The 20953-nt window shown below is 67.7% G+C and carries 1 protein-coding gene and 2 pseudogenes; 1 reads left to right on the top strand and 2 read right to left on the bottom strand.

Annotation, left to right across the window (positions count from 1 at the left end):
- Position 1 precedes the first annotated feature (1 nt).
- A pseudogene (locus DVK44_RS34030) lies at positions 2-1066 on the bottom strand (IS256 family transposase).
- Positions 1067-1214: 148 nt separating this feature from the next.
- On the opposite strand from DVK44_RS34030, the pseudogene DVK44_RS37460 reads away from it, so the two are divergent.
- Positions 1215-1430, top strand: a pseudogene (locus DVK44_RS37460) (IS630 family transposase); the annotation flags it as partial.
- A gap of 203 nt (positions 1431-1633) precedes the next feature.
- Here DVK44_RS37460 and DVK44_RS34020 read toward each other — a convergent pair.
- Complete coding sequence (locus DVK44_RS34020; protein WP_408055423.1) at positions 1634-20911, bottom strand: type I polyketide synthase; 19278 nt, start codon at positions 20909-20911, stop codon at positions 1634-1636.
- Between the last annotated feature and the right edge of the window lie 42 nt (positions 20912-20953).

Genomic DNA, 20953 nt, shown 5'->3' with positions numbered 1-20953 from the left:
ATCAATCGGCGGTTGTGTTGGGGGTGTTGGGTAGCGTGGGGGCGTGTTTGGGGAGCTCGGTGGGGTAGATCTGTTCCATGCTGCCCTCGGGCAGGTAGCGGCGGGGGAAGGCGACCACTCGTCGTGGAGTTCGAAGAGCACGGCGGTGACCAGTCGCAGGAGCGCGTCGTCGTTGGGGAAGACCTGGACGACGTCGGTGCGGCGTTTGATTTCGCGGTTGATCCGCTCCAGCGGGTTCGTCGACTGGATTTTTTTTCAATGTCGTTCCGGGAAGGTGGCGAAGGCGGTGAGATCCGCCCTCGCCTCCAGCAGCATCGTCTTGGCCTTCGGGAATTGCGTGCCGAGCATGTCGGCTACGGTGTCGAGCTGGCCGCGGACCGTTTCGGCGGTGGGCTGGGCGAAGATCGTGCGGATCGTCGCGGCCACCATCTCCGCCGCTTCCTTGTTGATCACGCCGAACACATCGCGCAGGAAGTGAACCCTGCATCGCTGCTAGGCGCCCCCCGGCATGACCTTGCGGATGGCCCTGACCAGCCCCGAGTGGTGGTCACCGATCACGAGCCGGACTCCGGCCAGACCACGTTCGCGCAGGTGACGCAGGAACTGGGTCCAGAACACCTCGGTCTCGCTGTCGCCGACCATCACCCCCAGCACCTCGCGGCCGCCGTCTTCGGTGATCCCGGTGGCGATCACCACGGCCCGGGACACGATCTGGTGCTCGACCCTCGCCTTGCAGTACGTCGCGTCCAAGTACACGTAAGGGAAACGGATGTGATCCAGGGGCCGGCCGCGGAACACGGTCAGCTGCCCGAACAGGTCCCCGCAGCTCGGGAATCGCGAGGTCCAGGTCGCCGGCCTGGGTGGTCAGCGTCTTTTCCCGGTGGCCGTTGCGTAACGCGGTGCGTGTGTCGGTGGGCTCGTTCCACGCGGCGCCGATTCTCACGGTGGCCTCGGCCTCGATCAGTTCTTGGAGCATCCGCTCGGCCACTGCGCGGACGAGTTGGAGCCCGTCCGCCGAACGTAGTGACTCCAGCAGCCGGAGCAGGTCATGCTGAGACAGGGCCACCCTGCACCTCCCGCGTTGAACTAGCCTTTCACCAGGGAGAGTTGCACGGTTGACCGCCCCCATGGGCAGGGAGCGGAAACCGGTGAGCACACGCCCCCGGCGCACTCCCTCAACGTGGTCGGCTACACCACACAGCGGGACGCCATATCCGCCGAAGAAGGCCCTGGGGCTCTGCGTGGACAAGAAGTCGCAGATCCAGGCCCAGGACCGGTCCCAGCCCGTCCTGCCGATGGTGCCCGGCGTCCCCGAGCGGCTGAGCCACGACTACGTCCGTGCCGGCACTACCACCCTGTTCGCTGCCCTGGAGGTGGCCACCGGCAAGGTCATCGGCTCACTGCACCGCCGTCACCGCGCCATCGAGTTCAAGAAAAATCCTGGCCGAACTCGACAGGGAAGTGCCCGCCGGGCTGGATGTACACCTGATCCTGGCCGTCCAGGCTCTCGAACGCGACGTCAGGGCGTGGCTGGCCTACTGGAACGACCAACCCCGCCCCTTCGTCCGGGCGAAGACAGCGACGAGATCCTCGACAAATTCACCGCCGACTGCCACCGAATCTCCGACTCAGGTCACTGGCCCAGGCCCAGCTCACCGTCGAGCATACGGAACATGTCGTCGTCGGTGGCCGACTCGACATCGAACCCTTCCTCGTTCTTCTCCTGGCCTGTCGTCCACCTGCCGCGGAGCACGTCCAGTCGGCCGGCGATCTGCCGGTGCAGGCGCTCGTCGTCCACGGTGGTCTCGTCCAGCACACGCTCCAGTCGATCCAGTTCCGCCAGTAGCGCGGCCGGCCCGGTCGGTTCCTCGGCGACCATTATGGGCAGCAGATGGTCGACCAGCTCGGCCGGAGTCGGGTAGTCGAACAGCAATGCCGCGGGCAGTCGCTGACCAATCTCGTCACCGATTCGGTTGCGGAATTCGATGGCGATCAGCGAGTCGAACCCGAGGTCCTGGAAGCGCCGGTTCGGCAGGAGTTCTGTCGCGTCGCCGTGGCCGAGGACGGAAGCGGCGTGTCGACGGATGAGCTCGAGTACTTGTTCAGGCCGGTCGGCGGGAGCGGCCGCGGCAAGTGCAGCGACGAATCCGCCGCCGGTCGGCGCGGCAGCAGCCATGGCCCTGTGGTTGCGGGTGCGGATGAGGTTGTGGAGGAGGGCCGGTACCTGGCCGGCGGCCCGCAACGCCGCCAGGTCCAGCTTCACCGGCACCACCGCTCCCTCACCCGCACCGTCGAACAACGCCAGACCCTCAGCAGGAGCCAACGGCAGCACACCCGAACGCCGCATCCGCGCAAGATCCGCTTCCGCCAGCTCCTCGGTCATCCCCGCACCCTGACCCCACGGACCCCACGCCAACGACACACCAGACCAGCCCCGAGCCCGACGATGCACCGCCAACGCATCCAAGAACGCGTTACCCGCCGCATAATTCGCCTGACCAGCCGCACCCAGCACACCCGCCACCGACGAGAACACCACAAAGTGCTCCACATCCCCGACCAACTCATGCAGATACCACGCAGCATCCACCTTCGGACGCAACACACGATCCAACCGCTCCGGAGTCAACGACTCCAACACACCATCATCCAACACACCAGCCGCATGAACCACACCCGTCACCGGATACCGCTCCAACACCCCAGCCAACGCGGACCGATCCGCCACATCACACGCCACAACACCAACCCGCGCACCACCCCCCTCCAACTCCGCAACCAACTCCCCCACACCCACCGCAGCAGAACCACGCCGACTCAACAGCAACAACTCACGCACACCACACTCAGCCACCAAATGCCGAGCCACCAAAGCACCCAGACCCCCAGTACCACCCGTAATCAACACCCTCCCCCCACCACTCCACAACCGACGCTCACCAACCCCCTCCCGAACAAGCCGGGCCGCAAACGCCTCACCCCCACGCACCACCACCTGAGGCTCACCCGTAACCACCGGATCACCCTCACCCTCCACATCAACCAACCAGAACCGCCCCGGCGACTCCGACTGCGCCGAACGCACCAGACCCCACACCACCGCAGCAGCCGGATCCGCACCACTCACCACACCCCGAGTAACAAACACCACCCGCGAATCCGGCTCCCGCACCAACTCCAGCACACGCCCCGCCAGCACATGAGCCGACTCAACCACATCACCATCCCCCACCAACTCAACAAACCGCACCCCATCAACCCCGACCGCCGGCACCGACGTCGACCACTCCACCCGGAACAGCGAATCCACCCGCCCGAACTGATCCGCCGTAACAGCCCGCAACGTCAACGCATCCACCGAGAGCACACAAGCACCCGTCCCGTCGGCCGCAACCACCGACACCGTGTCCCCGTCAACCCCCAGCCTGACCCGCAACGCAGTCGCACCAGCCGCATGCAGGGTCACACCCTCCCACGCAAACGGCAGCCGACTCAGCTCACCACCCCCGGCAACCCCCAGAGCATGCAGAACAGCATCGAACAACGCCGGATGCACACCAAACTGCCCAGACACACCCTCCGGCAGCTCAACCTCAGCAAACAACACCCCATCGTCAGCACGCCACACCGACCGCAAACCCCGGAACGACGACCCATAACCAAAACCAAGATCCAGCACCCGGTCATAAAACCCGTCCAACGACAAGGACTCCGCACCCACCGGCGGCCACACACCAACGTCGGCAACAGAACCCGCACCCCGCCCCAGAACACCGACAGCATGCCGCGTCCACGACCCATCCACACCCTCCGGCCGGGAGAAGAAACCGACCCGCCCACCCCCGTCCACCGACACCTGAAGCTCAACACCACCACGCTCCGGCAGCACCAACGGCGCCACCATCGTCAGCTCCTCAATCCGCTCAAGCCCCACCTCATCACCAGCACGCAGCGCCAGCTCCACAAACCCGGTCCCCGGAAACAGAACCTGACCATGCACCACGTGATCCCCCAACCACGGCTGCGCACGCAACGACAACCTCCCCGACAGAACAACACCATCACCATCGGCAAGCACCACCACCGAACTCAACAACGGATGCCCCACCGACGACAACACCACATCCAACGGCTCCGGCCAGAACCGTTCACGCTGGAACGCATAGGTCGGCAGATCCACCCGCCGCGCCCCCGAACCCGCAAAGAACGCCCCCCAATCCACCGACACACCATGAGCATGCAACACACCCAACGCCGAAACCGCCGACATCTCCTCATCCCGACCACGCCGCAACACCGGCACCGTCGTCACCTCAGCCACATCCTGAATCATCGCCGACAACGTCCCGTCCGGCCCCAACTCCAGAAACGTCCCCACACCACTGTCCACCATCCCCCGCACCGCATCACCGAACCGCACAGCCTCCCGCACATGACGAACCCAATACTCCGGATTCACCGGATCACCCGACATCAACCGCAACACCGGCTCACAGAACTCAAGCCCCCCCACCACCTCCGCAAACTCCTCCAACATCGGATCCATCAACGGCGAATGAAACGCATGCGACACCGACAACCGCCTGCACTTCCACCCCAACTCCACCGCCCGCTCCGCCACACCCTCCACACCCTCCACATCACCCGACACCACAACAGACCCCGGCCCATTCACCACCGCAACACACACACCACCCGACAACACCCCCACCACATCCGCCTCCGACGCCGAAACCGCCAGCATCGCACCACCCACCGGCAACCCATCCATCAACCGCGCCCGCGCCCGCACCAACCGACACGCATCACCCAACGACAACACACCCGCCACATGCGCCGCCACCACCTCACCCAACGAATGCCCAGCAACCACCTCAGGCCGCACACCCCACGACTCCACCAACCGGAACAACGCAACCTCCAACGCAAACAACGCCGGCTGCGCCCACCCCGTCCGACTCAACTCAACACCATCACCACCCCACATCACCTCACGAACATCACCACCCAACTCCACCATCACCGCATCAAAAGCCCCCGCAAACACCGGAAAACGCTCATACAACCCACGCCCCATCCCCAACCGCTGCGAACCCTGCCCCGTAAACACAACCCCCAACCGACCATCACCCACCACCGACTCAACCACAGACGACACCAACTCCCCACGAGTCCGACCAACGAGCACAGCCCGGTGCTCAAATGCCGACCGACTCGTCGCCAGCGAATAACCGAGGTCCAGCGGATGTCCCGCACTGCCGACGACCCGGGAGACCTGCTCCCGCAAAGCCGCCGCAGTCTTGCCGGCCACCACCCACGGCACCACGATGTCAGCGGGCTCCACCTCCACCGGACTGACGGGGTACTGCTCCAGAATCGTATGCACATTCGTCCCCGAAATCCCGAACGACGACACCCCAGCCCGCCGCGGCCGCCCCACCACCGGCCACACACTCGCCTCCGCCGCCAGCGTCACCGCCCCCGCCGACCAGTCCACATGCGACGAAGGCCGGTCCACATGCAGAGTCCGCGGCACCACACCGTGCCGCATCGCCATCACCATCTTGATCACACCCGCAACACCCGCCGCCGCCTGCGTATGACCGATGTTCGACTTCACCGACCCCAGCAGCAACGGAGTCTCCCGGCCACGGCCATAGGCCGCCAACAACGCCTGCGCCTCGATCGGATCACCCAACGCCGTACCCGTACCATGCCCCTCCACCACATCCACCTCGGACGGTTCGAGGCCGGCGCCGGCCAGCGCCTGACGGATCACCCGCTGCTGCGACGGACCATTCGGCGCCGTCAGACCATTCGACGCACCATCCTGGTTCACCGCCGAACCCCGCACCACCGCAAGCACTTCATGCCCATTGCGCACCGCATCCGACAACCGCTCCACCACCAGCATGCCAACACCCTCGGACCACCCGACACCATCCGCGGAGTCCGCATAGGACCGGCAACGACCATCGGCCGACATCCCCCGCTGCCGAGAGAACTCTACGAACAGCTCCGGGGTGGACAGCACTGTCACACCACCCGCCAACGCCAGATCACAGTCACCCGACCGCAACGCCTGCGCCGCCGAATGCAGCGCCACCAGCGACGACGAGCACGCGGTATCGACCGTCACCGCCGGGCCCTCAAGGCCCAGCGAGTAGGCCACGCGGCCGGAGGCCACGCTGGCGGAGCTGCCGTTGCCGCGGAAGCCCTCGAACTCGGCACCGGTCAGGAGGTCGGAGTAATCTCCGTACATCACGCCGGCGAAGACACCGGTACGGCTGCCGCGCAACGACACCGGGTCCACCCCGACCCGCTCCAGCGCCTCCCACGACGTCTCCAGCAGCAACCGCTGCTGCGCGTCCGTCGCGAGCGCCTCGCGCGGGCTCATACCGAAGAACTCCGCGTCGAAATCGGCGGCGTCGTACAGAAAACCGCCCGAGCGGGTGTAGGACGTACCGGTGTGCTCCGCATCGGGGTGGTAGAGGGCATCGAGGTCCCAGCCGCGATCGTTCGGGAAGCCGTCGACGGCGTCGATGCCGTCGATGACCAACCGCCACAGGTCCTCCGGCGACCGCACTCCACCCGGATACCGGCACGCCATGCCCACGATCACCACCGGATCGTCGGACACCGGCGGCAACACACCCGCGCGGACCGAGGGTTCCTCGACGGTGCCGATCAGTTCGTCGAGGATATGGTCCGCGAGCACGGCGCAGGTCGGGTAGTCGAACACCAGCGTCGCCGACAACCGCAGCCCCGTCACCGCCGCCAGACCATTACGCAACTCCACCGCCGTCAGCGAATCCAGACCCAACTCCTGGAACGAGCGCACCGGATCCACCGACGCCGAAGCCTCATAGCCCAACACAGCCGCCACCCGGCCACGGACCAGATCGAGCACCAGATCGTTGCGTTCCCCGACGGTCAGGCCGACCAGGCGGTGCACAAGACCGCCGGCCTCACCCGTGCGTGCGACGGCTCTGTGGTTGCGGGTGCGGATGAGGTTGTGGAGGAGGGCCGGTACCTGGCCGGCGGCCCGCAACGCCGCCAGGTCCAGCTTCACCGGCACCACCGCTCCCTCACCCGCACCGTCGAACAACGCCAGACCCTCAGCAGGAGCCAACGGCAGCACACCCGAACGCCGCATCCGCGCAAGATCCGCTTCCGCCAGCTCCTCGGTCATCCCCGCACCCTGACCCCACGGACCCCACGCCAACGACACACCAGACCAGCCCCGAGCCCGACGATGCACCGCCAACGCATCCAAGAACGCGTTACCCGCCGCATAATTCGCCTGACCAGCCGCACCCAGCACACCCGCCACCGACGAGAACACCACAAAGTGCTCCACATCCCCGACCAACTCATGCAGATACCACGCAGCATCCACCTTCGGACGCAACACACGATCCAACCGCTCCGGAGTCAACGACTCCAACACACCATCATCCAACACACCAGCCGCATGAACCACACCCGTCACCGGATACCGCTCCAACACCCCAGCCAACGCGGACCGATCCGCCACATCACACGCCACAACACCAACCCGCGCACCACCCCCCTCCAACTCCGCAACCAACTCCCCCACACCCACCGCAGCAGAACCACGCCGACTCAACAGCAACAACTCACGCACACCACACTCAGCCACCAAATGCCGAGCCACCAAAGCACCCAGACCCCCAGTACCACCCGTAATCAACACCCTCCCCCCACCACTCCACAACCGACGCTCACCAACCCCCTCCCGAACAAGCCGGGCCGCAAACGCCTCACCCCCACGCACCACCACCTGAGGCTCACCCGTAACCACCGGATCACCCTCACCCTCCACATCAACCAACCAGAACCGCCCCGGCGACTCCGACTGCGCCGAACGCACCAGACCCCACACCACCGCAGCAGCCGGATCCGCACCACTCACCACACCCCGAGTAACAAACACCACCCGCGAATCCGGCTCCCGCACCAACTCCAGCACACGCCCCGCCAGCACATGAGCCGACTCAACCACATCACCATCCCCCACCAACTCAACAAACCGCACCCCATCAACCCCGACCGCCGGCACCGACGTCGACCACTCCACCCGGAACAGCGAATCCACCCGCCCGAACTGATCCGCCGTAACAGCCCGCAACGTCAACGCATCCACCGAGAGCACACAAGCACCCGTCCCGTCGGCCGCAACCACCGACACCGTGTCCCCGTCAACCCCCAGCCTGACCCGCAACGCAGTCGCACCAGCCGCATGCAGGGTCACACCCTCCCACGCAAACGGCAGCCGACTCAGCTCACCACCCCCGGCAACCCCCAGAGCATGCAGAACAGCATCGAACAACGCCGGATGCACACCAAACTGCCCAGACACACCCTCCGGCAGCTCAACCTCAGCAAACAACACCCCATCGTCAGCACGCCACACCGACCGCAAACCCCGGAACGACGACCCATAACCAAAACCAAGATCCAGCACCCGGTCATAAAACCCGTCCAACGACAAGGACTCCGCACCCACCGGCGGCCACACACCAACGTCGGCAACAGAACCCGCACCCCGCCCCAGAACACCGACAGCATGCCGCGTCCACGACCCATCCACACCCTCCGGCCGGGAGAAGAAACCGACCCGCCCACCCCCGTCCACCGACACCTGAAGCTCAACACCACCACGCTCCGGCAGCACCAACGGCGCCACCATCGTCAGCTCCTCAATCCGCTCAAGCCCCACCTCATCACCAGCACGCAGCGCCAGCTCCACAAACCCGGTCCCCGGAAACAGAACCTGACCATGCACCACGTGATCCCCCAACCACGGCTGCGCACGCAACGACAACCTCCCCGACAGAACAACACCATCACCATCGGCAAGCACCACCACCGAACTCAACAACGGATGCCCCACCGACGACAACACCACATCCAACGGCTCCGGCCAGAACCGTTCACGCTGGAACGCATAGGTCGGCAGATCCACCCGCCGCGCCCCCGAACCCGCAAAGAACGCCCCCCAATCCACCGACACACCATGAGCATGCAACACACCCAACGCCGAAACCGCCGACATCTCCTCATCCCGACCACGCCGCAACACCGGCACCGTCGTCACCTCAGCCACATCCTGAATCATCGCCGACAACGTCCCGTCCGGCCCCAACTCCAGAAACGTCCCCACACCACTGTCCACCATCCCCCGCACCGCATCACCGAACCGCACAGCCTCCCGCACATGACGAACCCAATACTCCGGATTCACCGGATCACCCGACATCAACCGCAACACCGGCTCACAGAACTCAAGCCCCCCCACCACCTCCGCAAACTCCTCCAACATCGGATCCATCAACGGCGAATGAAACGCATGCGACACCGACAACCGCCTGCACTTCCACCCCAACTCCACCGCCCGCTCCGCCACACCCTCCACACCCTCCACATCACCCGACACCACAACAGACCCCGGCCCATTCACCACCGCAACACACACACCACCCGACAACACCCCCACCACATCCGCCTCCGACGCCGAAACCGCCAGCATCGCACCACCCACCGGCAACCCATCCATCAACCGCGCCCGCGCCCGCACCAACCGACACGCATCACCCAACGACAACACACCCGCCACATGCGCCGCCACCACCTCACCCAACGAATGCCCAGCAACCACCTCAGGCCGCACACCCCACGACTCCACCAACCGGAACAACGCAACCTCCAACGCAAACAACGCCGGCTGCGCCCACCCCGTCCGACTCAACTCAACACCATCACCACCCCACATCACCTCACGAACATCACCACCCAACTCCACCATCACCGCATCAAAAGCCCCCGCAAACACCGGAAAACGCTCATACAACCCACGCCCCATCCCCAACCGCTGCGAACCCTGCCCCGTAAACACAACCCCCAACCGACCATCACCCACCACCGACTCAACCACAGACGACACCAACTCCCCACGAGTCCGACCAACCGACACCAAACGGAAGTCGAACCGCGACCGCAGCATCAATGAGTAGGCAACATCCAACGGCCGGGCCGACACCTCGGCCAACCGGCCGAACTGCTCACGGACCGCAACCGCCGACCGCCCCGACACCAGCCACGGCACCACCACATCCGACGGCTCCGACTCAACGGCCTCCACCACCGGAGCCTGCTCCAAAATCGTATGTGCATTCGTCCCCGAAATCCCGAACGACGACACTCCAGCCCGCCTCGGCCGCCCCACCACCGGCCACACAACACTCTCCGTGGCAAGGTCGACATCACCGGATTCCCAGTCCACATGCGACGAAGGCCGGTCCACATGCAGAGTCCGCGGCACCACACCGTGCCGCATCGCCATCACCATCTTGATCACACCCGCAACACCCGCCGCCGCCTGCGTATGACCGATGTTCGACTTCACCGACCCCAGCAGCAACGGAGTCTCCCGGCCACGGCCATAGGCCGCCAACAACGCCTGCGCCTCGATCGGATCACCCAACGCCGTACCCGTACCATGCCCCTCCACCACATCCACCTCGGACGGTTCGAGGCCGGCGCCGGCCAGCGCCTGACGGATCACCCGCTGCTGCGACGGACCATTCGGCGCCGTCAGACCATTCGACGCACCATCCTGGTTCACCGCCGAACCCCGCACCACCGCAAGCACTTCATGCCCATTGCGCACCGCATCCGACAACCGCTCCACCACCAGCATGCCAACACCCTCGGACCACCCGACACCATCCGCGGAGTCCGCATAGGACCGGCAACGACCATCGGCCGACATCCCCCGCTGCCGAGAGAAGTCGATGAAGAGGTTCGGGGTGGACAGCACTGTCACACCACCCGCCAACGCCAGATCACAGTCACCCGACCGCAACGCCTGCGCCGCCCAGTGCAGGGCCACCAGCGACGACGAGCACGCGGTATCGACCGTCACCGCCGGGCCCTCGAAGCCGAAGGTGTAGGCGACGCGGCCGGAAACCAGGCTCGGCGCGCTGCCGTTGCCGCGGTACCCCTCGAACTCTGGGGTGTTCAGCAACTCCGAGTAGTCGCTGTACATCACGCCGGCGAACACACCGGTGCGACTGCCGCGCAGCGACACCGGATCCACCCCGACCCGCTCCAGCGCCTCCCACGACGTCTCCAGCAGCAACCTCTGCTGCGCGTCCGTCGCGAGCGCCTCGCGCGGGCTCATACCGAAGAACTCCGCGTCGAAATCGGCGGCATCGTGCAGAAAACCGGCCTCACGCGCGTACGAGGTGCCGAGGTGGTCCGGATCCGGGTCGTAGAGACCTTCGAGGTCCCAGCCCCGGTTCACCGGGAACGACGACACGGCGTCCACCTCGTCAGTGGCCAACCGCCACAGGTCCTCAGGCGACCGCACCCCACCCGGATACCGGCACGCCATGCCCACGATCACCACCGGATCGTCGGACACCGGCGGCAACACCGCGACCGGCGTCAGCGTCTGCTCGACGCCGAGCAGTTCGTCGAGGAGGTGGTCCGCGAGCACGGCGCAGGTCGGGTAGTCGAACACCAGCGTCGCCGACAACCGCAGCCCCGTCACAGCCGCCAGACCATTACGCAACTCCACCGCCGTCAGCGAATCCAGACCCAACTCCTGGAACGAGCGCACCGGATCCACCGACGCCGAAGCCTCATAGCCCAACACAGCCGCCACCCGGCCACGGACCAGATCGAGCACGACCTCAGTGCGGTCGGCCTCCGGCAGCGCCGAGAGGCTACGGGCCAGGCCGTCGGCCGCCTCCCCGGCATTCACCGCGATCCTGCGGCCCCGCGTGGGCACAAGTCCACGCAGCAGGGCGGGGATCTCGCCGCGGGCCCGCAGTGCCGCCAGGTCGAGCAGCACCGGCGACACCACCGCTTCGTCCGTCACCGACAGAGCCGCGTCGAACAGCGCCATACCCTGCTCGACTGTCAGCGGTGGCACGCCTTCCCGGGCCAGGCGGGCGCGGTCGGCGTCGGTGAGTCCGGCGGTCATGCCGGTCTCGGGTGCCCACGCGCCCCAGGCCAGTGACAGGCCCGGCAGCCCGTGGGCTCGGCGGTGCGCGGCGAGTGCGTCGAGGAACGCGTTGCCCGCCGCGTAGTTGCCCTGGCCGGCCGAGCCGAGGATGCCGGCGACCGAGGAGAAGAGCACGAACGCGTCGAGGTCTGCGGTCAGCTCGTGCAGATGCCAGGCGCCGTCCGCCTTCACCCTCAGCACCGCGGCGAGGCGCTCGGGAGTGAGGGAGTCGATGACACCGTCGTCCAGCACGCCGGCGGCGTGCACGACCGCGCGTAGCGGGTGCTCGGCCGGCACACCGCCGAGCGCCGTCGCCAGGGCCTCCCGGTCCTCGACATCGCAGGCGAGGACCGTCGCGGTCGCGCCAAGCTCCGCCAGATCGGCGACCAGCTCGGCGACGCCGTCGGCGGCGGGTCCGCGGCGGCTGAGCAGCAGCAGGTGCCGTACGCCGCGCTCGGCGGCCAGGTGCCGTGCGAGAGCCGCGCCGAGTCCGCCGGTACCACCGGTGATCAGGACCGTGCCGTCGGCGTCCCAGTCCGTGCCGGCGGCCGGAGCGGTGAGGCGGGCGAGCCGGGCGGCCCGGACCTCGCCGTCCCGCACACGCACCTGGGGCTCGTCAACGCCGAGGACCGCGCCCAGCGGAAGCGGTCCGTGGTCCGTGTCGACGAGAACGAAGCGGCCGGGATTCTCGGTCTGGGCGGACCGCACGAGGCCGCACAGCGCGGCCGCGGTCAGGTCGGCACCGTCGACGACGAACACCAGCCGCGTGCCGTCGGCCGCATGGGACGCAAGCCGATGCTGGAGCAGGCCCAGCACACGCTCAGCGAGGTCATGGGTCCCGACGAGCACATCGCCGTCCGCGGCAAGAGGCACCACAACGGCGTCGGCGGCGGCGTCACCGAGCGAAGCCAGGTCGGCGGCGGTGGAAACCATGACGCCTGCCGACCGCAGCCGGTCGGCGACACCACTCGGATCGTCACCGAGCACGACGGCGGTCACCGGCTCGTCGACGGCGCGCACCGGTGTCGACCAGTCGATCCGGTAGAGCGCGTCGGTGCTCGGTCCGATTTGGTCCGCTGTGACCTCGCGGAACACGAGCGAGTCGACGGTGGCGACCGGGTTCCCGGCCACGTCGGCGACGGTGATGGTAACTCCGTTGGCGGGGTTGCCGGTCAGCTTCACCCTCAGCGCGGCGGCACCGGCCGCGTGCAGGGTCACGCCCTCCCATGCGAACGGGAGCACACTGCGATGAGCGTCGCCGGTCAGCGACGTCGCGTGCAGAACCGCGTCGAGCAGTGCCGGGTGCAGGCCGTACGCGGCGCACTGGTCGGCGGTGTCTCCGGGCAGCGCGACTTCCGCGTAGACCTCGTGGCCGCGGCGCCACGCGGCCCTGAGACCGCGGAACGTCGGGCCGTAGCCGAATCCGAGGCCGCCGAGCCGCTCGTAGAAGCCGTCCAGGGCTACGGCCTCCGCGCCGGCCGGCGGCCACTCGGAGAGGTCGGCTGTAGTGACTTCGGAGGCCGCGAGGACGCCGAACGCATGCTGTGTCCAGTGACCTTCATGGTGTTCGGGACGGGAAAACACCCCGAAAGCGGAGCCGTCCACCCGTACCTGAATGTGCACCGCACCGTTCTCGGGCAGCACGAGCGGGACCGCCAGGGTCAGCTCGTCGATCCGGTCGAGTCCCACCTCGTCACCGGCGCGCAGCGCCAGCTCGACGAATCCGGTGCCCGGGAACAGGACCTGGCCGTGCACAACGTGATCCGCCAGCCACGGCACGGAACGCACGGACAGCCGCCCGGTGAGCACGGTGGCCTCGGCGCCGGCGAGCGCTACGGCCGCGCCGAGCAGCGGGTGCTCAACGGACGCCAGGCCCGCATTGGACACGTCGCCGGTGACACCGGTCCGGACCGGCCAGAACCGTTCACGCTGGAACGCATAGGTCGGCAGATCCACCCGCCGCGCCCCCGAACCCGCAAAGAACGCCCCCCAATCCACCGACACACCATGAGCATGCAACACACCCAACGCCGAAACCGCCGACATCTCCTCATCCCGACCACGCCGCAACACCGGCACCGTCGTCACCTCAGCCACATCCTGAATCATCGCCGACAACGTCCCGTCCGGCCCCAACTCCAGAAACGTCCCCACACCACTGTCCACCATCCCCCGCACCGCATCACCGAACCGCACAGCCTCCCGCACATGACGAACCCAATACTCCGGATTCACCGGATCACCCGACATCAACCGCAACACCGGCTCACAGAACTCAAGCCCCCCCACCACCTCCGCAAACTCCTCCAACATCGGATCCATCAACGGCGAATGAAACGCATGCGACACCGACAACCGCCTGCACTTCCACCCCAACTCCACCGCCCGCTCCGCCACACCCTCCACACCCTCCACATCACCCGACACCACAACAGACCCCGGCCCATTCACCACCGCAACACACACACCACCCGACAACACCCCCACCACATCCGCCTCCGACGCCGAAACCGCCAGCATCGCACCACCCACCGGCAACCCATCCATCAACCGCGCCCGCGCCCGCACCAACCGACACGCATCACCCAACGACAACACACCCGCCACATGCGCCGCCACCACCTCACCCAACGAATGCCCAGCAACCACCTCAGGCCGCACACCCCACGACTCCACCAACCGGAACAACGCAACCTCCAACGCAAACAACGCCGGCTGCGCCCACCCCGTCCGACTCAACTCAACACCATCACCACCCCACATCACCTCACGAACATCACCACCCAACTCCACCATCACCGCATCAAAAGCCCCCGCAAACACCGGAAAACGCTCATACAACCCACGCCCCATCCCCAACCGCTGCGAACCCTGCCCCGTAAACACAACCCCCAACCGACCATCACCCACCACCGACTCAACCACAGACGACACCAACTCCCCACGAGTCCGACCAACGAGCACAGCCCGGTGCTCAAATGCCGACCGACTCGTCGCCAGCGAATAACCGAGGTCCAGCGGATGTCCCGCACTGCCGACGACCCGGGAGACCTGCTCCCGCAAAGCCGCCGCAGTCTTGCCGGCCACCACCCACGGCACCACGATGTCAGCGGGCTCCACCTCCACCGGACTGACGGGGTACTGCTCCAGAATCGTATGCACATTCGTCCCCGAAATCCCGAACGACGACACCCCAGCCCGCCGCGGCCGCCCCACCACCGGCCACACACTCGCCTCCGCCGCCAGCGTCACCGCCCCCGCCGACCAGTCCACATGCGACGAAGGCCGGTCCACATGCAGAGTCCGCGGCACCACACCGTGCCGCATCGCCATCACCATCTTGATCACACCCGCAACACCCGCCGCCGCCTGCGTATGACCGATGTTCGACTTCACCGACCCCAGCAGCAACGGAGTCTCCCGGCCACGGCCATAGGCCGCCAACAACGCCTGCGCCTCGATCGGATCACCCAACGCCGTACCCGTACCATGCCCCTCCACCACATCCACCTCGGACGGTTCGAGGCCGGCGCCGGCCAGCGCCTGACGGATCACCCGCTGCTGCGACGGACCATTCGGCGCCGTCAGACCATTCGACGCACCATCCTGGTTCACCGCCGAACCCCGCACCACCGCAAGCACTTCATGCCCATTGCGCACCGCATCCGACAACCGCTCCACCACCAGCATGCCAACACCCTCGGACCACCCGGTGCCGTCGGCGTCCTCGGCGAACGCCTTGCACCGGCCGTCCGGCGCCAGCCCGCCCTGCCGGGAGAACTCCACGAACAGCCACGGCGTCGTCATCAGTGTCACGCCGCCGACCAGCGCCAGCGAGCACTCGCCGCCACGTAGCGCCTGCGTCGCCCAGTGCAGCGCCACCAGCGACGACGAGCACGCCGTGTCCACCGTGACCGCCGGCCCTTCCAGACCGAGCGCGTACGAGAGGCGGCCGGAGAGCACACTGGCGGCGAGACCCGTGCCGGTGTAGCCCTGGCGGCCGGCCTCGGAGCCGACGAGCACGCCGCCGTAGTCCTGACCGTTCGTGCCGACGAACACGCCCGCGGAGCCGCCGCGCAAGGAGAGCGGGTCGATACCCGCGCGTTCCAGCGCCTCCCACGACGTCTCCAGCAGCAGCCGCTGCTGCGGGTCCATTGCCATGGCTTCCCTCGGGGAGACCTCGAAGAACTCCGCGTCGAAGCCCGCGATGTCGTGCAGGAAGCCGCCCAGTTGCGTGGCGCTGTGATCCGGACGGTCACCGGCGAGGGCGTCCAAGTCCCAGCCGCGGTCCGCGGGGAAGGGCCCGATGGCGTCACGGCCCTCGGTCAGCAGCGCCCAGAGGGCCTCCGGGGAGTCGATGCCGTCAGGGAAGCGGCATGCCATACCGACGATGGCAATCGGCTCGTCGGTGATAGCGGCGGCCGGTGCCGTGACGGTGGTCACCGGGGCGTCGAGCAGTTCGGTGAGCAGGAGTTCGGCCAGCGCGGCCGGAGTCGGGTAGTCGTAGAGCAGAGTCGCGGGCAGGCTGAGTCCGGTCACCGCGACGAGGCGGTTGCGCAGTTCTACGGAGGTGAGGGAGTCGAAGCCCAGCTTACTGAACTCGCGGTCGGGCACGACGCCGCCGGGCAGGCTGTGCAGGACCGCCGCCACGGCGCGCCGCACCACGTCCGCGACCCTGGCGAGGCGCTGGTCCTCGTCGAGAGCTGTCAGCTCGGCGGCCAGTCCGGAGGCCGCGACAGCGGTGGATTCGGCGAAGCGGCGCGCTTCCGGCAGTGCCGACAACAGCGGCCGCCGCGGCCGCGGCGTGAGCAGTGTGGCCAGGACGTCGGGGTGACGCACGTCGAGCACAGTGAGCGTGGGTTCCGGCGCGACGACCGCCTGTTCGAAAACCGACAAAGCAAGCTGCGGGTCGAGTGCGGCGGCGCCGACGCCCGCCGCACTCGCGGCCATGCCGTCCCCTGCCCACGCGCCCCACGCCAGCGAGGTGCCGGGCAGGCCCAGCGCGTGACGGCGCTGGGCGATGGCGTCGAGGACCGCGTTCGCCGCGGCGTAATTCGCCTGACCGGGGTTGCCGGCGGAACCGGCCGCCGAAGAGAAGAGCGCGAACACGGAGAGGTCGTGGTCTCGGGTCAGTTCGTCCAGCACCAGCGCCGAGGTGGCCTTGGCCCGGAACACCGTCTCGAACTGCTGGGCGCTCAACCCGGTGAGCACGCCGTCCTCGAGGACGCCGGCCGCGTGGACGACGCCCGTCAGCGGCTCGTCGTCGGGGATCGCCGCGAGCACGGCGGCCATGGCGTCACGGTCGGCCGTGTCCGCCGCGACAAGGTCCACCTCCACGCCGGAGGCCGCCAGTTCGTCACGCAGCTCGGTCGCGCCCGGCGCGGTGTCACCGCGGCGGCTCACCAGCACAAGGCGAGCGACGCCACGCTCCGCGAGCCTGCGTGCCACGCGCGCGCCGAGCGCGCCGGTGCCGCCGGTGATGAGGACGGTGCCGGTCGGGGTCCACTCCCGCGCGTCCCCGGCGGGCGCGGGTGTCAGCCGTCGGCCGAGCGCGAAGCCTCCGTTGCGGATGGCGACTTCCTCCTCGCCCGCGGGATGCGCGAGCAGGGCGGCGAGACGTGTGAGAGCAGCCTCGTCCGGTTCGGCCGGCAGATCGACCACGCCGCCCCAGCCGACCGGATGCTCGAGCGCGGCCACTCTGGCCAGTCCCCACACACCGGCGTGCTCGGGGTGCTCGACAGCGTCATCCTCGACGGCGGCGACGGCGCCGCGGGTGACCGCCCAGATGGGCGCTGTGCTGCCGAGCCCGGTGAGAGCGCGGATCAGCGTGGCTGTGGCAACCAGTCCGGCGGGGTCCTCGGCCAGCAGGGACAGTACACCCGCGAATCCCGCACCCTGGGCGATGGACAGCTGCGCCGCGAGAGTGTCGGCGTCGGCGATCGCGGGCGTGTTCACGCGAATCGCGCCCGGACCGGCCGCGCCGGCCACCCGGCTCACCCAGGTCTCGTCGGCGTCTTCCGGCACGACCACGAGCCATGTGCCGCGCGGAGTGCCGGTGACGGCTCCGGTCAGCGGAGTCCACGTTTCGCGGTAGCGAACGGCGTCGAGGTCGCGTTCTGTCCGTCGACGGCGGCGCCAGGCGGCGAGCGCCGGTACCACGCCGGACAGTTCCTCGCCGGTGAGGCCGAGGCCGGCGGCGAGGCCGTCGAGGTCCTCGCTCTCGATGGCGTCCCAGAACTCGGTGTCCACAGGGTCGGTCGCGACCGGCTCGCCGTCGGTAGGTTCCGGCCAGTACCAGTGGTGCTGGAAGGCATAGGTGGGCAGATCCGCACGGGCGGCGCGCAAGGGACCGAAGAACGCCGGCCAGTCGACCGCCACACCGTCCGCGTGCAGGGCTCCGAGCGCCGTGACGACCGACTCCTCCTCGGGCAGGTCCTTGCGAAGCACGGGAACCGTGGTGACGGCAGCCATCCCCTGGATCATCGCCGACAACGTCCCGTCCGGCCCCAACTCCAGAAACGTCCCCACACCACTGTCCACCATCCCCCGCACCGCATCACCGAACCGCACAGCCTCCCGCACATGACGAACCCAATACTCCGGATTCACCGGATCACCCGACATCAACCGCAACACCGGCTCACAGAACTCAAGCCCCCCCACCACCTCCGCAAACTCCTCCAACATCGGATCCATCAACGGCGAATGAAACGCATGCGACACCGACAACCGCCTGCACTTCCACCCCAACTCCACCGCCCGCTCCGCCACACCCTCCACACCCTCCACATCACCCGACACCACAACAGACCCCGGCCCATTCACCACCGCAACACACACACCACCCGACAACACCCCCACCACATCCGCCTCCGACGCCGAAACCGCCAGCATCGCACCACCCACCGGCAACCCATCCATCAACCGCGCCCGCGCCCGCACCAACCGACACGCATCACCCAACGACAACACACCCGCCACATGCGCCGCCACCACCTCACCCAACGAATGCCCAGCAACCACCTCAGGCCGCACACCCCACGACTCCACCAACCGGAACAACGCAACCTCCAACGCAAACAACGCCGGCTGCGCCCACCCCGTCCGACTCAACTCAACACCATCACCACCCCACATCACCTCACGAACATCACCACCCAACTCCACCATCACCGCATCAAAAGCCCCCGCAAACACCGGAAAACGCTCATACAACCCACGCCCCATCCCCAACCGCTGCGAACCCTGCCCCGTAAACACAACCCCCAACCGACCATCACCCACCACCGACCCGGAACCCTGCCAAGCCGTCAGCCTCCCCACCAGATCAGCACCATCACGACCCACAAACACAGCCCGGTGCTCAAGATGCGCCCGCCCGGCGGCCAAAGTGAGACCCACATCCGCCGGATGCGCACCCGCGGCCAGCCCCACCGCCAACCGCTCCACCTGCGCACGCAACGCCACCGGTGAATGACCGGACAGCACCCACGGCACCACAGCATCGTCCGGCACCGCAACACGCGGCTCGATCACCGGAGCCTGCTCCAGAATCGTATGTGCATTCGTCCCGGAGATCCCGAACGACGACACCCCAGCCCGCCGCGGCCGCCCCACCACCGGCCACGCACTCGCCTCCGCCGCCAGCGTCACCGCCCCCGCCGACCAGTCCACATGCGATGAAGGCGTCCCGGCATGGAGTGACTTCGGCACCACACCGTGCCGCATCGCCATCACCATCTTGATCACACCGGCAACACCCGCCGCCGCCTGCGTGTGACCGATGTTCGACTTCACCGACCCCAGCAGCAACGGAGTCTCCCGGTCACGGCCGTAGGTCGCCAGCAACGCCTGCGCCTCGATCGGATCGCCCAACGCCGTGCCCGTACCGTGCCCCTCCACCACATCCACCTCGGACGCCTTCAGCCCGGCACTGGCCAGCGCCAGCTTGATGACCCGCTGCTGCGACGGACCGTTCGGGGCGGTCAGACCGTTCGACGCACCATCCTGGTTCACCGCCGAACCCCGCACCACCGCAAGCACTTCATGCCCGTTGCGCACCGCGTCCGACAGCCGCTCCAGTACGAGCATGCCCACGCCTTCGGCCCAGCCGGTACCGTCCGCGGAGTCGGAGAACGCCTTGCACCGGCCGTCCTCCGAGAGACCGCGCTGGCGCGAGAACTCCACGAACGTGCTCGGCGTGGACATCACGGTCACGCCGCCGGCGAGCGCCAACGTGCAGTCGCCGTTGCGCAGCGCCTGTGCGGCCAGGTGCAGCGTCACCAGCGACGATGAGCACGCCGTGTCGACGGTGACGGCAGGCCCCTCCAGCCCCAGCGAGTAGGCCACACGGCCCGAGGCGACACTGGGCAGGCTGCCGTTGGTGCGGTAGCCCTCGAAGCCGTCGTCGGCGAGCAGCTCCCGGTAGTCGCTGTACATCACGCCCGCGTACACGCCGACGCGACTGCCACGCAGCGACACCGGGTCGACGCCCGCCCGTTCCAGCGCCTCCCACGACGTCTCCAGCAGCAGCCGCTGCTGCGCGTCCGTCGCCATGGCCTCCCGCGGGCTCATCCCGAAGAACTCCGCGTCAAAATTACCGGCGTCGTGGAGGAAGCCGCCGCTCCGCGCGTACGACGTGCCCAGGTGATCGGGGTCCGCGTCGTAGAGGGCATCGAGGTCCCAGCCGCGGTCCGCAGGGAATTTGGTAATCGCGTCGGTGCCGTCCACGACCAGCTGCCACAGGTCCTCCGGCGAGCGCACGCCACCCGGATACCGGCACGCCATGCCGACCACGGCGATCGGCTCGCGTCCCTTCAGCTCCAGCTCCTCGACGCGCTGGCGGGCAGTGCGGAGGTCGACCGTGACACGCCTCAGATACTCGACAACCTTGTCCTGCTGGCCGTGGTCATCCATCGC

Origin of the sequence: Streptomyces paludis (assembly GCF_003344965.1) — a bacterium.
GTDB lineage: Bacteria > Actinomycetota > Actinomycetes > Streptomycetales > Streptomycetaceae > Streptomyces > Streptomyces paludis.
This window is presented reverse-complemented; position numbering and strand designations above follow the sequence as displayed.